Origin of the sequence: Streptomyces endocoffeicus, from assembly GCF_016741935.1 — a bacterium.
GTDB lineage: Bacteria > Actinomycetota > Actinomycetes > Streptomycetales > Streptomycetaceae > Streptomyces > Streptomyces endocoffeicus.
Genome location: NZ_JAERRG010000011.1, coordinates 278,802 through 293,609 on the forward strand (window position 1 = coordinate 278,802; position 14,808 = coordinate 293,609).

Here is a 14,808-nt window from a genome sequence, read left to right on the forward strand (position 1 = left end):
CCACTTGACGGCGGCGCGAAGGGCCGCCGCCGGACGCACGAGATGAGGACGTGGGTTGCTCAAGTCTGCCCGCAACAAGGAGAAGGACCCCGAGGGGCGGATGCCCCTCTCCGAGCACCTGCGTGAGCTGCGCAACCGGCTGCTCAAATCGGTCCTGGCGATCTGTGTGATCACGATCATCGCGATGTTCTACTACATGGACATCGCGAAGTTCCTGATGCGGCCGGTGCTGGACGCCGTCGGCTGTGGTGGGGTCTCGTTCTCCGACCTCACGGGCAAGGGAGACGCGGGGGGCAAGGGTCACGACTGCGCCTACTTCACCGTGAACGGTCTGCTGTCGCCGTTCACGATCATGCTGAAGGTCTCCTTCACGACCGGTCTGGTGGTGGCCACACCGGTCTGGCTCTACCAGCTGTGGGCCTTTCTCGCGCCCGGGCTGCACCGCAACGAGAAGAAGTACGGCCTGTTCTTCGTCGGGCTCGGCGTCCCGCTCTTCGTCGGTGGCGCGTACTTCGCGTACCTGATCCTGCCGACCAGCGCCAAGGTCCTCATCGGCTTCACCCCGGAGGGGGCCAACAACCTCCTCCCCCTGGACGACTTCCTCGATCTGCTCGCCCGGATGGTCGTCGTCTTCGGGCTCGCCTTCGAGCTTCCGCTGCTGCTGATCCTGCTGAACTTCACCGGCATCCTCAGCGGACGCCGGATGCTCGGCTGGTGGCGCGCCATGATCATGGGGATCACGGTCTTCGGTGCCGTCGCCACTCCCAGCACCGACCCGATCGGCATGTTCGCCCTGGCCGGACCGGTCGTCGTGCTCTACTTCGGCGCCGTGGGCGTCGCCCTGCTCAACGACCGGCGCAAGGAGCGCCGCCGGGCCGCCGACCCGGACTTCGGACTGAGCGACGACGAGGCGTCCCAGCTGGATCTGACCCCCGAGGCCGTGGCCGCGCCCGGCGCCAAGCCGGAGCTCACCGACGGGGACGACTCCGGCCCCGCCCGGCGCAACGGCTACGACGACGTCACATAGCCGTACGCACCCGAACCCGGTCACATCCGGCCGTACCCGGTCATAACCGCCCGCCTGTGGCCGCCCATCGGACGGCCCGGCGGGCGGCTTGGTGAGCGGCCCGGTGAGCGGCCCGGTCCGGTGGGCCGAACAAAGCCCCGATAAAGATCGCGTGCGCTGTCGGAGGTGGCCGGTAGGCTCGTAGATACGATGACCGACGAGCTATCTCCCGCCGAGCGCTATGCGGCGTCCCGCGTCCGGGCCGCCGAGCAGGCCGCCGCGCTGGCCCCCTTCCGCGAGATGTACGACTTCGAGCTGGACCCGTTCCAGATCGAGGCGTGCAAGGCCCTGGAGGGCGGCAAGGGCGTGCTGGTCGCCGCCCCCACCGGCTCGGGCAAGACCATCGTGGGCGAGTTCGCCGTCCACCTGGCGCTGACCCAGGGCCGCAAGTGCTTCTACACCACGCCCATCAAGGCGCTGTCGAACCAGAAGTACACCGACCTGGTGAAGCGCTACGGCGCCGACCAGGTCGGCCTGCTCACCGGGGACAACAGCGTCAATTCCGAGGCCCCGGTGGTCGTGATGACCACCGAGGTGCTGCGGAACATGCTCTATGCCGGCTCCCAGTCGCTGCTCGGCCTCGGCTATGTGGTGATGGACGAGGTCCACTACCTCTCCGACCGGTTCCGGGGCGCCGTCTGGGAGGAGGTCATCATCCACCTCCCCGAGTCGGTGACGCTGGTCTCACTCTCCGCGACCGTCTCCAACGCCGAGGAGTTCGGCGACTGGCTGGACACCGTCCGCGGCGACACCGAGGTCATCGTCTCCGAGCACCGTCCGGTGCCGCTGTGGCAGCACGTGCTGGCCGGGCGCCGGATGTACGACCTGTTCGAGGAGAAGCACGGCCAGGACGGCGACCAGAGCGGACGCCGCGAGGTCAACCCCGATCTGGTCCGGCTGGCCCGGATGGAGAACAGCCGCCCCAGCTTCGGCCGCGACAAGCGCCGCGGCCGCAATATGCGCGAGGCCGACCGGGAGCGCGAGCGCCGTCAGCGCACCCGGATCTGGACCCCGGGCCGCCCCGAGGTGATCGACCGGCTCGATGCCGAGGGGCTGCTTCCGGCCATCACCTTCATCTTCAGCCGGGCCGGCTGCGAGGCCGCCGTCCAGCAGTGCCTCCACGCGGGGCTGCGGCTCAACGACGAGTCGGCGCGCTCCCAGGTGCGGGCCATCGTCGAGGAGCGCACCGCCGGGATCCCCGACGAGGACCTCCATGTACTGGGGTACTTCGAATGGCTGGAGGGCCTGGAGCGGGGCATCGCGGCCCACCACGCCGGAATGCTCCCCACCTTCAAGGAAGTTGTCGAGGAGCTCTTCGTCCGCGGCCTGGTCAAGGCGGTCTTCGCCACCGAGACCCTCGCCCTCGGCATCAACATGCCCGCCCGCTCGGTGGTGTTGGAGAAGCTCGTCAAGTGGAACGGCGAGCAGCACGTCGACATCACCCCCGGTGAGTACACCCAGTTGACCGGCCGCGCCGGGCGGCGCGGTATCGACGTCGAGGGCCATGCGGTGGTGCTGTGGCAGCGCACCATGGACCCCGCGGCGCTCGCCGGGCTGGCCGGCACCCGCACGTATCCGCTGCGCTCCTCCTTCAAGCCGTCGTACAACATGGCGGTCAACCTGGTCTCCCAGTTCGGGCGGCACCGCTCGCGCGAGCTGCTGGAGACCTCCTTCGCGCAGTTCCAGGCCGACAAGGCGGTCGTCGGGATCTCCCGTCAGGTGCAGCGCAACGAGGAGGGCCTCGACGGCTACCGCGCCTCCATGACCTGCCACCTCGGCGACTTCGACGAGTACGCGCGGCTGCGCCGCGAGCTGAAGGACCGCGAGACCGAGCTGGCCCGGCAGGGTGCCGCCCAGCGGCGCGCGGCCGCCGCGGTCGCCCTGGAGAAGCTCCGCCCGGGCGATGTCATCCATGTGCCCACCGGCAAGTTCGCCGGGCTCGCCCTGGTGCTGGACCCCGGGCTGCCCGCCGGGCGGGTGGGCGGCCACCGCGGCATGGAGTACCACGACGGGCCGCGGCCCCTGGTGCTCACCGCCGAGCGGCAGGTCAAGCGGCTGGCGTCGATCGACTTCCCGGTCCCGGTCGAGCCGCTGGACCGGATGCGGATCCCCAAGTCGTTCAATCCGCGCAGCCCCCAGTCGCGCCGCGATCTGGCCTCCGCGCTGCGCACCAAGGCCGGTCACCACGACATGCGGCGCCACCGCAAGGAGCGCTCGGCCGCCGCCGACGACACCGAGATCAGCAGGCTGCGCGCGGCCATCCGCGCCCACCCCTGCCACGGCTGCAGCGATCGCGAGGACCACGCCCGCTGGGGCGAGCGCTACCACCGGCTGCTGCGCGACACCCGGCAGCTGGAGCGGCGCATCGAGGGCCGTACGAACACCATCGCCCGCACCTTCGACCGGATCTGCGCCCTGCTGAGCGAGCTCGGCTATCTGCGCGGCGACGAGGTCACGGACGAGGGCAGACGGCTGGCGCGGCTGTACGGCGAGCTGGACCTGCTGGCCAGCGAATGCCTGCGCGAGGGCGTCTGGGAGGGGCTGCCCCCCGCCGAGCTCGCGGCCTGCGCCTCCGCGCTGGTCTACGAGGCGCGGACGGCCGATGACGCGCTGCCGCCCAAGCTGCCCACGGGCCGGGCCAAGGACGCGCTCGGCGAGATGGTGCGCATATGGGGGCGGCTGGACGCCCTGGAGGAGCACCACAAGATCAACCAGACGGAGGGCGTCGGCCAGCGCGAGCCGGACCTGGGCTTCGCCTGGGCCGCCTACCGCTGGTCCTCCGGCCATGGGCTCGACGAGGTGCTGCGCGAAATCGACATGCCCGCCGGTGACTTCGTGCGCTGGACCAAGCAACTGATCGATGTGCTCGGCCAGATCGCCGCGGCGGCCCCCGAGGGCACCGTGGCGCGCAGCGCCCGCCGGGCGGTCGACGGGCTGCTGCGCGGAGTCGTGGCGTACTCCTCGGTCGGCTGAGCCCGTCGCCCACCGCGGTGGGCTCAGGCCGGATCGTAGGTGAAGGGGAGGGTATTGCTGTTGCCCGCGGGGGTGTGGAGCTGAACATTGACGGTTCCGGCCGCATGGGCCGGAGCCGTCGCCACGGCCAGGTTGTCCGAGAGGACGCTGAAGGAGGCCGGGACTCCCCCGAAGGTCACGGAGTCGGTGTACGTGAGGTTGGAGCCGTTGATCGTGACGGAGTCGCCGCCCAACGACGAACCCTCGTCCGGGATCAGCGAATTGATCACCGGGGCGCCGAGATAGGTGTAGTACGGGTTCCCCGGGCCCAGGGTGCTGGTGCCGCCCGGCGTGGTCACGGTGACCACGACCGTGCCGGTTCCGGGCGGAGCGGTCGCCGTCAGCTGATTGTCGGAGATCACGGTGAAGCCGGTGGCGAGGTTGGGGCCGAAGTTGACGGCGCTCGCCAGGGCCAGGCCGCTGCCGGTGATGGTGACGGAGTTGCCGCCGGTGTCCGGACCGAACTGCGGGCTCACACCGGTGACGACCGGGGCGGCGACATAGATGTACGACAGCGGATTGCTGATGCCCCCCGGCGTGGTGACGGTCACATTCACCACCGACGCCGGCCCCGCCGGTGCGGTGACGGTGATCTGGGTGGCGGTGTTGGTGAGGATGGTGGCGGGGGTGGCGCCGAAGAGGACTTGGATGGCGCCGGTGAGGTTGGTGCCGGTGATGGTGACGGTGTTTCCGCCTGAGGTGGGGCCTGAGCTGGGGTTGAGGCTGGTGAGGGTGGGGGCGGAGACCGTGGTGTAGGTGTAGGGGAGTGAGTTGCTGGTGCCGCCCGGGGTGGTGACGGCGACGTTGACGGTGCCGGTGCCCGCGGGGGCGGTGACGGTGATCTGGGTGGCGGTGTTGGTGAGGATCGTCGCCGGGGTGGCGCCGAAGAGAACCTGGGTGGCCCCGGTGAGGTTGCTGCCGGTGATGGTGACCGTATTGCCGCCGCCGGTGGGCCCCGTGGTCGGGCTGAGCGTGGTGAGCACCGGAGCCGCGACCGTCGTATAGGTGAAGAACACGTTCTGGGTGCTGGTGCCCGTCGGGCCCGTGACCGTGACCTTGGCCGTGCCGCTCCCCGGCGGAGTCCTCGCCGTGATCTGTGTGTTGCTCACGATGACCACATTGGTGGCGAGATTCGGGCCGAACCTGACCACGGTGGCGCCGATGAAGCCGGAACCGTTGATGGTGACAGGGGTGCCCCCGGCCGGATTGCCTTGGGCGGGGCTGACGCTGGTCACTACGGGGGCCATGATGCCCTTCTCCTTCTTGAGCCGTGCGGACGGCCGTGCCCTGACCGGCGGGACGTCGGCCAGGGCACGGGGAATCGGAAATCACCGTGTGCCATGCGGGGTGCTGACCCGGGGGACGGCCGTGCGGGGCATGCCCGCCCACGGCCGGTGGATCAGGTGACGGTGAAGCCCGCGGGGCCGGATGTGCCGCCACAGGTGGTGACCGTGAAGGCCCCGGCGCCCGCGGCCGCCGCGGCGGGCACCGCGGTGACGATGGACGTGGCGTCGATGGGGGTGAAGGGCAGGCCCGTGAAGGCGGTGGCCGCCGAGTCGGTGAACGTGACGTTGGTGATGCCGATGAGGCAGGTGGCGCCGGAGACGGTGGTCTCGGTTCCCGCCGCGCCCGTGGCTGGGGTCAGTGTGGCGGTGGTCAGACTCGGCGCGTTGTAGTAGTCGATCAGGGCGGTCCCCGCGGTCCCGGTGCCACCCGCCGTGGTGACCGTGACCTGCTGGGTGTCGAAGCAGCCGGCCGGGGTGTGAGCCGGAGCGGTGACGGTGACCTGGGTGTTGCTGCCGCCGGCGGCGAACGCGACCGGGGTGAGCGCGCCCACGTTGACGGTGCCCCCGGCCGCGAAGCCGGTGCCGAAGACCGTGAGCGAACCACCGGCGGCGGGCAGGCAGGACTCGTCCAGCCCCGTGGTCGTCGGCCTCACGATGACGAAGAACGGCACCGAGTTGGTGCGGGTCCCGTTCGACAGGTTGGTGCTGACCGAGACCTGACCCGAGCACGGCGCGGAGGAGGGAACCACGAAGGTGACCACGGTGTTGGAGACCGCCGTCGGGCTGACGACGGCGCCGCCGAAGTTCACCGAGACGGTCGTGCCCAGCGATGTGCCGTTGATGTTGACGGTGGTGCCGACCGTGCCCTGGCTGGGGGTGAGGGTGGTGATGGGCATGAGTTTTCTCCTGTTCGATCGTCGTGCTCCGGGCGGGTGTGCCGAGAGAGGAGAGATGGGCACGTGGCCGTTGCCCGCACCGGCTTCCGTCGCGCAGAGGGGTGGAAGGGGAGACGGACCCTCGGGGGCCTGGGACGCCACGGTCTTCAGCGGGGACCGCATGACCGGTGATGGCGACTTGAGAGGGACTCGTGCCCGGGTGCCGGCCGTAATTAGGGCGAGTCATGCATGGAACGGGTCGGCGCCGAGGTCACCGTGGTGCCGAAACTCTCGCTCGATGTGAGTGAACCAAAGAAGGGATAAGTGCGGAAGGTGCGAAAAAGGCTCGAACGGAGCTCATATGACGATATGTCAAGCCTTCGCGATGGGCTCCCGTGAGCCGGAGTGCGCCCTCCGCGCCGTCGGATCGATGCCGGCCGCTCTGCCGTGCCCGCCGGGGCCGGTACATGCGGCAGGCCCCGGCCGGATGCTCCCGGCCGGGGCCTGATGATCGTACGCACCGCGTCCTCTGAGAGGGCGGAGGAAGTCCGCTACGGTTCGGGCAGCGCCCCGACGGGGCGCGGGGCTGTGTCGATATGCGGCTCCGCCGCGTGGGCGACCGGCCACGACGCAGCCGCGGATGAACGACCGCACCTCGCGACACTTCCAGCGGAGCGCTTGGGCACCGCGTCCCCCACGCGGCGCCGGTGCGGTGCCCTGCGCGACGACTTCCTGCGCGGCGACAGCCGCCTACGCGACGACTCCCCGCGCGGCGACAGCCGCCTACGCGGCGGCCTCCTCGGGCCCCGCGCCCTCCTGCTCCGCCTCGACCTGCTGGTTCCACTCCCGCTTCGACGCCTGCCAGCCGTCCTCGTCATGGCCGCGCCGCCAGTACCCGGAGATGGACAGCCACTCGCGCGGGATCTGGCGCTCCAGGCGCAGATGGCGGCGGATCTCCTTCACGAAGCCCGCCTCGCCGTGGACGAAGGCGTGTATCTGCCCGGACGGGAACTCCAGCCCCCGTACGGCCGCCACCAGCGCCTCGCCGACCGGCGCGGCGCCCCGGTGCAGCCAGTTCACCTGGACCCCCTCGGGCGCGGTGACCTTGAGCTCCTCCGTCTCGTCCGCCACCTCGACGAACACGTGCACCGGCACCTCGGCCGCGCCACCCGTGCGGCTGTCGGTGAGCCGCTCCAGCGCCGTGGCGATCGCGGGCAGCGCGCTCTCGTCGCCCGCGAGCAGATGCCAGTCGGCCTCGGTGCTGGGGGCGTAGGCGCCACCCGGCCCCATGAAGTGGATCTCCTCGCCGGGCCGGACCCGGGCGGCCCACGGACCGGCCAGCCCTTCGTCGCCATGGGTCACGAAGTCCACCGTCAGCTCGCGGGCGGCCGGGTCCCACGCACGGACCGTGTACGTCCGCGTGACCGGCCACTGCTCGCGGGGGAACTCGGCACGGATCCGCTCCAGGTCGAACGGCTCGGGGTAGACGGCGCCCCCGGTCGGGAAGAGCAGCTTGATGTAGTGATCGGTGCACTCGCCCGCATGGAAGTCCGCGAGGCCGTCGCCGCCCAGGACGACCCGCACCATGTGCGGGGTCAGCCGGTCGGTGCGCACCACCTGTGCGCGATGCGGCGTGCGCGTCTTACGGGCCGGACGGTCCGCCATGGCGACCTCCCTGATCAACAAGAGTTAGGTTTACCTAACCTAACAGCTCACTCCTCAAGTGTGGACAGCAACCTGCGCAAAGATCCGCCCAATCCCCAGCGCTCCGCCAGCGCCGCCACGGCTCCGGGGTCGCGCGGCGACCGCGGCAGCGCCGGGTCGAAGGCGGGAAGCGCCACGTCCGAGGCGACCCGCACCACCTTCGGGGCGACCTCGACATACGCCCGCGCCTCGGCCAGCCGCTTGCGCTGGGTGGGGGTCAGCTTGGCGGCGGGGTCGTCGACGGCGGCCATGATCCCGGCCAGGTCGCCATGGGCGGCCAGCAGCTTGGCGGCGGTCTTCTCGCCGACGCCGGGTACCCCCGGCAGCCCGTCGCTGGGGTCGCCGCGCAGCAGCGCCAGCTCCGCGTACCCCCGGCCGGACACTCCGTACTTCTCGCGCACATAGGACTCGTCGACGAGCTGCAGGGTGCCCACGCCCTTGACGGGGTAGAGCACCCGCACCCCGCGCGCGTCGTCCACCAGCTGGAACAGATCGCGGTCGCCGGTGACGATGTCGACCGGGCCGGCCGCCCGGCCCGTGAGCGTGCCGATCACGTCGTCGGCCTCGTAGTCCGCGGCGCCGACCCGGGCGATGCCGATCGCGTCCAGCACCTCGTCGATCACCGGGACCTGCGGGGAGAGGGTGTCCGGCACCTCCTCCTGGTCCACTCCGGCCCCCGCCGGGGCCTCCTCGGCCACCCGGTGGGCCTTGTACGTGGGGATCAGGGCGACCCGCCAGGCCGGGCGCCAGTCGAAGTCCATGCAGGCCACCAGGTCGTCCGGGCGGTGGTCCTGGACGAGCCGGGCGATGAAGTCCAGGAGCCCGCGCACGGCGTTCACCGGCGTGCCGTCGGGGGCCCGGACCGAGTCCGGGACCCCGAAATAGGCTCGGAAGTAGAGAGAGGCGGTGTCGAGGAGCATCAGGCGTCGCGTCACGAACCTGACTATGCACTACCCCACTGACACTGATCCCGAGGATAATGTGAAGTGGATCACCGTTTGGTTTACGCCAAACCGATCGGGGCAGGCGCGCCCCCGGAGCGAACCCGTTCAGTGATTCAACTATTGCGGCGGTCAGCGGTCCTATGCCGTTCCGCTCCACGACCCGCCGGCGGGGGTGGCGGGTCGCTTTTTGGTGCGATCTGAGAGGTACATGTGGCCAAATTGCGAGCCGAACGCCTGTACAAGGTGTTCGGCAGACGACCCGATGAGGCGGTGGCGCGGCTGGAAGGCGGCGCGGACCGCGAGGAGCTCCGAGCGAACGGGACGACCGCAGCGGTCGTCGATGCCTCATTCGCCGTCGAGGCGGGCCAGATCTTCGTCGTCATGGGTCTGTCCGGGTCCGGCAAGTCCACCCTGCTGCGGATGCTGAACGGTCTGCTGGAGCCGACCGCCGGGCGCGTGCTCTTCGACGACGACGACCTGACCGCGCTCACCCCCAAGGGTCTGCGCGAGGTCCGGTCCCGCAAGATCAGCATGGTCTTCCAGCACTTCGCCCTCTTCCCGCACCGCAGCGTCCTGGAGAACGCCGCCTACGGCCTCGAGGTGCAGGGCGTGCCGCGCGAGGAGCGCGTCCGGCGCGCCACCGAGGCGCTGGAGATGGTGGGCCTGGCCGGCTGGGAGAAGTCCTGGCCCGATGAGCTCTCCGGCGGTATGCAGCAGCGGGTCGGCCTCGCCCGGGCCCTGGCCACCGACGCCGACATGCTGCTGATGGACGAGTCCTTCAGCGCGCTGGACCCGCTGATCCGCCGCGATATGCAGGATCAGCTGCTCCAGCTCCAGAAGCGGCTCAAGAAGACCATCGTCTTCATCACCCACGACCTGAACGAGGCCATGCGGCTCGGCGACCGCATCGCCGTGATGCGCGACGGCCGGATCGTCCAGATCGGCACCGCCGAGGACATCCTGGTCACCCCCGCCAACGACTACGTCGCCTCCTTCACCCAGGACGTGGACCGCAGCCGGGTGCTCACCGCCGGCGCGATCATGTCCGAGCCGGACGAGGTGCTGGGCACCAAGACCGACGACGGCACCACGCTCCGCACCGCGCAGGACGTGCTGGCCGCCGCCCCCGCCACCGTCACCGAGGGAACCCCGATCATCGAGCTGTTCCAGCCCTGCTCGCGCAGTGGAGTCGCGGTCGCCGTCACCGGTGACGACGGCGCGCTCACCGGCGTCGTCACCCGCGCCCGGCTGCTCGCCGCCCTCGGCGAGCCGGACGGCGGGCCCGACGGGGCCCAGCCGCCGGCCGGTGGCACTCCGGACGCGCCCGAGACCACCAAGAAGGTGATCACCGGTGCCTAGGCTTGAGCTCGGCAGCTGGATCAACTCCGGCGTCAACTGGCTCCGAGACAATCTGAGCTGGCTCTTCGACTTCATCTCCAACGTCGTCCAGGGCATGTACGACGGGGTGAACACGGTGCTCAGCGGCCCCGAGCCGCTGCTGCTCGCGGGCATCCTGGCGCTGCTCGCCTGGTGGCTGCGCGGGCTGCTGCCCGCCGTGCTCGCCTTCCTGGGATTCGCCCTCATCGACTCGATCGAGTTGTGGGGCGAGGCGATGAACACCCTCGCACTGGTGCTGGTCGCCGGTGTGATCACTATCGTGTTCGCGGTGCCGCTCGGCATCTGGTCCTCGCGCAACCGCGCGGTGAGCGCCGTGATCCGTCCGGTGCTGGACTTCATGCAGACGATGCCCGCCTTCGTCTACCTGATCCCCGGCATCTTCTTCTTCGGCCTCGGGGTGGTCCCCGGTGTCGTCGCCACCGTCATCTTCTCGATGCCCCCGGGCGTCCGCATGACGGAACTGGGCATCCGGCAGGTGGATGCGGAGCTGGTCGAGGCGGCCGACGCCTTCGGCACCCATCCGCGCCGTACCCTGCTGCGCGTCCAGCTCCCGCTGGCCCTGCCCACCATCATGGCGGGCGTCAACCAGGTGATCATGCTGGCGCTGTCCATGGTCGTCATCGCCGGTATGGTCGGCGCCGAGGGCCTCGGCTCCACCGTCTTCCAGGCGATCAGCTCCGTCGACGTCGCCATGGGCTTCGAGGGCGGTATCGCGGTGGTCATCCTGGCCATGTACCTGGACCGGATGACCAGCGCGCTCAATCAGCGCGTCTCCCCGCTGGCCCGCCGCGCGCTGGCCAAGGAGAAGGCCAAGGCGCTCAGCGGCCTGAAGGTGCTGCACTGGCGTCCCGCTACCTCCGTCGCCATGGTCGGCGTGGTCGTCCTGGCGCTGGTCGCCGGCGGCATGAGCATGTTCGGCGGCGACGACGAGGGCCCCAAGGTCTCCGCCAACGTCGGCAAGGGCCAGTCGGTCAACATCGGCTACATCAACTGGGACGAGGGCGTCGCCTCCACCTTCCTGTGGAAGGAGCTCCTGGAGCAGCGCGGCTTCAAGCCGAAGGTCCAGTCGTACGACGTCGGCGCGCTGTACACCGGTATGGCCGCGGGCAACATCGACTTCGAGACGGACTCCTGGTTGCCCACCACCCACGCCTCGTACTGGTCGAAGTACAAGAGCAAGCTGGAGAACCTCGGCTCCTGGTACGGCCCCACCTCCCTGGAGGTCGCGGTCCCCTCGTACGTCAAGGGCGTCAAGACCCTGGAGGACCTCGAGAAGAAGTCCAGCACCTTCAAGAAGAAGATCGTCGGCATCGAGCCCGGTGCCGGTGAGATGAAGCTGATGCAGGACAAGGTCATGCCGGGCTATGGGCTGAACAAGGACTTCAGCCTGGTCAAGGGCTCCACCGCGGCCATGCTCTCCCAGCTGGACCGCTCCTACTCCAAGAAGGAGCCGATCGCGGTCACCCTGTGGTCCCCGCACTGGGCGTACGACAAGTACAAGCTCACCAAGCTGAAGGACCCCAAGGGCGCCTTCGGCAAGGGCGACCACATCGACACTCTCGCGCGCAAGGGCTTCTCCAAGGAGAACCCGCAGGTCGCCAAGTGGATCAAGAACTTCAAGCTGAAGGAGAAGCAGCTCACCAGCCTGGAGTCGGCCATCCAGGACGCCGGTAAGGGCAAGGAGCAGCAGGGCGTGCGCGCCTGGCTGAAGCAGAACCCGGGCATGGCCAACAAGCTCGCCCCGGTGCCCGGCGGCGCCGACCAGAAGGGCAAGGACGCGGGCGCCGCGCCGATGATCGGCTACTTCCCGTGGGACGAGGACATCGCCACCACCTACCTGTGGAAGAACGTCCTCGAGCGGCGTGGCTACAAGCCGGAGATCAAGCAGTACGACGTCGGCTCGATGTTCACCGGAATGAGCACCGGACAGGTCGACGTCGAGTTCGACGGCTGGCTACCGGTCGCCCAGAAGCAGTACTGGGACAAATACAAGAAGAACCTGGTCGACGTCGGGTCGTGGTACGACAAGACCTCCCTGGAGATCGCGGTGCCGTCCTACGTCAAGGACGTGAAGTCGCTCGCCGACCTCAAGGGGAAGGCCGGCACCTTCGACGGCAAGATCGTCGGTATCGAACCCGGGACCGGCGAGATGAAGCTCCTGAAGGGCAAGGTGCTCAAGGAGTACGGCCTGGACAAGGAGTACAAGGTCAGTGACGGCTCCTCGCCGGCGATGCTGGCCCAGCTGGAGCGGTCGTACGCCAAGAAGGAGCCGGTGGCCGTGGTCCTGTGGACCCCGCACTGGGCCTACAGCAAGTACAAGCTGACCAAGCTCGCCGACCCGAAGCAGGCGTTCGGGGCCAGCAACCAGCTCCACACCCTCGCCAACAAGTCCTTCCCGAAGAAGTTCCCCGAGTTCAACGGGTGGCTGAAGAAGTGGCACATGACCGAGAAGGAGCTGGCGACCCTGGAGCAGGCCATCCAGGACGCCGGTAAGGGCAACGAGGAGAAGGGCGTCCAGAAGTGGATTGACGCCCACCCCGGCATCGTCGACAAGATGGCGCCGGTGGCTTCCTGACCCACCGTCCGCACCACAGACACCGCGGCCCGGAGCGCATGCTCCGGGCCGCGGTGTCGTGTTGCCCCGCCCGTTGCCGTGTCTTGCGGGCGCTGTGCCGCGCCGGGCGGAGAAAACCGGTGGCATCGGAGCGCCTGGTGCGCGGGCCGCGGTTACTTCCCTTCCAGAACAGTCCGCCGCCCACTCCTGACCTCAGGCGCCGCCGACGCACCGGCGCGTCGCCTCCTCCCAATGCCCACTCGGGGGAGAGGCATGACCGCATGACCAAGTTCAACCGCGTCTTCCGGCGCGCCGGGGCCACGGCGACCACCTACGAGGGCGGCGCCGCCGTCACCCGCGACAGCAAGTCCGAACTGGTGCTGCTGGCCGTGGTGAACATGGTCGGCGAGCAGACCTTCTACGAACCCTCCGACGACCGCGACGACCGCTTCCGCGCCCTCGTCCGTACGGTCGCCGTCGAGGACGCCGACTGGACCGCCCGCTTCATCGGCTGGCTGCGCGCCGAGGCCCTCATGCGCACCGCGTCGCTCGTCGCCGCGGCCGAGGCCGTCGCCGCACGTCTCGCGGCCGGGCTGCACGGCGGCAACCGCCCCATCGTCGACGCCGCGTGCCTGCGCGCCGACGAGCCCGGTGAGTTCCTCGCCTACTGGACCGCCCACCACGGCCGCGCGCTGCCCAAGCCGGTCAAGCGCGGCCTCGCCGACGCCGTCCGCCGCCTCTACACCGAGCGCTCGCTGCTCAAGTACGACACCGAGCGCCACGGCTTCCGCTTCGCCGACGTCCTGGAGCTGGTGCACGCCGCCCCGGACCCCGACAAGCCGTGGCAGGGCGAGCTATTCCGGCACGCCATCGACCGCCGCCACCACCGGGACGCCGCGCCCCCGGTCTCGCTGCGCACCCTGCGCGCCCGCACCCGGCTGACGGCCCTGCCGCAGTGGGAGCGCCGTGCCGTGCTGGAGCGGCCGGACGCCGCCGACGCGCTCCGTAAGGCGGGCATGACGTGGGAGGCGCTCGCGGGCTGGCTTCAGGGCCCGATGGACGCGCCGGCCTGGCAGGCCGTGCTGCCCTCCATGGGCTACATGGCGCTGCTGCGGAATCTGCGCAACTTCGACCAGGCCGGGCTGCCGGACGCGGTCGCCGACCGGGTCGCGGCACGGCTGGCCGACCCGGCGGAGGTGGCCCGCTCCCGCCAGTTCCCGTACCGCTTCCTGTCCGCGTACCGGGCCGCGCCGTCGCTGCGCTGGGGCCACGCCCTGGACCGGGCGCTGACCGCGTCCACGGCGGCCGTCCCGGCGCTGCCGGGCCGCACCCTCGTGCTCGTCGACACCTCCGGCTCGATGCAGACGCGGGTCTCGAGCCGCTCCCAGGTGCGCCATGTGGACGTCGGGGCGCTCTTCGGGGTCGCGCTCGCGCACCGCGGCTGCCAGGTGGACCTGGTCGGCTTCGCCTCCGGGCACTTCGGCCACCGGCTGACCCCGGGCGGTTCGGTGCTTCGCGACATCGAGGCGTTCCGCGCGCGGATCGGCGAGGTCGGGCACGGCACGGAGACGGGTACGGCGCTGCGGGCGGCCTACCGCGGCCACGACCGGGTGGTGATCGTCTCGGATATGCAGGCGTTCGCGGAGGCGCGCCGCGGCCGGTCCGTTCCGGTCTCGGAGGCCGTTCCGGCGCGGGCGCCGGTGTTCGGCGTCAACACCACCGGCTACGGGGCCACATCCATCGACACCGGTCGGCCGAACCGGTACGAGATCGGCGGCTTCAGCGACAAGCTGTTCACGATGGTCGGGCTGCTGTCGGAGGGCTACGGCGACGGCGATGGCGGTGGCGGCCGCGGTGGGCGTGGCGGCCGGGCCGTCTGGCCGTGGGAGACGCTGCAGGAGGCGGCGTTGGGGCGGCCGGGCGTAGGAGCGCGGGCATTGGGGCGGGGACGGGTGTAGGGGCGTCCGGT

General features: G+C 70.3%; 9 protein-coding genes. 5 read left to right on the forward strand and 4 right to left on the reverse strand.

Annotated features, from left to right (window positions below; translation table 11 throughout):
- The first annotated feature begins 55 nt into the window (after positions 1–55).
- Positions 56–1,027: a twin-arginine translocase subunit TatC gene (gene tatC, locus JK364_RS27190; RefSeq protein ID WP_201853933.1), complete on the forward strand. Its 972-nt coding sequence runs from the start codon at positions 56–58 to the stop codon at positions 1,025–1,027.
- A gap of 189 nt (positions 1,028–1,216) precedes the next feature.
- Positions 1,217–4,039 (forward strand): DEAD/DEAH box helicase, encoded by a 2,823-nt coding sequence (locus JK364_RS27195; protein WP_201853934.1) that lies wholly within the window; start codon positions 1,217–1,219, stop codon positions 4,037–4,039.
- Positions 4,040–4,062: 23 nt separating this feature from the next.
- On the opposite strand, the gene JK364_RS27200 is transcribed toward JK364_RS27195, so the two are convergent.
- The 4 genes from JK364_RS27200 to JK364_RS27215 all read right to left on the reverse strand — a co-directional run bounded on the left by JK364_RS27200 (position 4,063) and on the right by JK364_RS27215 (position 8,863).
- Positions 4,063–5,325, reverse strand: a complete 1,263-nt coding sequence (locus JK364_RS27200) for an IPT/TIG domain-containing protein (RefSeq protein ID WP_201853935.1) — start codon at positions 5,323–5,325, stop codon at positions 4,063–4,065.
- Between the two features lie 152 nt (positions 5,326–5,477).
- Complete coding sequence (locus tag JK364_RS27205; RefSeq protein ID WP_201853936.1) at positions 5,478–6,260, reverse strand: IPT/TIG domain-containing protein; 783 nt, start codon at positions 6,258–6,260, stop codon at positions 5,478–5,480.
- A gap of 762 nt (positions 6,261–7,022) precedes the next feature.
- Positions 7,023–7,904: a siderophore-interacting protein gene (locus tag JK364_RS27210; RefSeq protein WP_201853937.1), complete on the reverse strand. Its 882-nt coding sequence runs from the start codon at positions 7,902–7,904 to the stop codon at positions 7,023–7,025.
- 47 nt (positions 7,905–7,951) lie between these two features.
- Positions 7,952–8,863, reverse strand: coding sequence for a 5'-3' exonuclease (locus JK364_RS27215; protein WP_201853992.1), 912 nt, complete (start codon positions 8,861–8,863; stop codon positions 7,952–7,954).
- Between the two features lie 234 nt (positions 8,864–9,097).
- Here JK364_RS27215 and JK364_RS27220 point away from each other — a divergent pair, with 234 nt between their 5' ends.
- The 3 genes from JK364_RS27220 to JK364_RS27230 all read left to right on the forward strand — a co-directional run bounded on the left by JK364_RS27220 (position 9,098) and on the right by JK364_RS27230 (position 14,797).
- On the forward strand, positions 9,098–10,246 hold the full coding sequence (locus JK364_RS27220) for a quaternary amine ABC transporter ATP-binding protein (RefSeq protein WP_201853938.1): 1,149 nt from the start codon (positions 9,098–9,100) through the stop codon (positions 10,244–10,246).
- The gene (locus JK364_RS27225) at positions 10,239–12,860 is read left to right on the forward strand and encodes an ABC transporter permease/substrate binding protein (RefSeq protein WP_201853939.1); all 2,622 of its coding nucleotides are present in this window, start codon (positions 10,239–10,241) and stop codon (positions 12,858–12,860) included. Before JK364_RS27220 ends, JK364_RS27225 begins: the two co-directional genes overlap by 8 nt.
- A 260-nt stretch (positions 12,861–13,120) precedes the next feature.
- Positions 13,121–14,797, forward strand: a complete 1,677-nt coding sequence (locus JK364_RS27230; RefSeq protein WP_201853940.1) for a TROVE domain-containing protein — start codon at positions 13,121–13,123, stop codon at positions 14,795–14,797.
- Positions 14,798–14,808 lie beyond the last annotated feature (11 nt).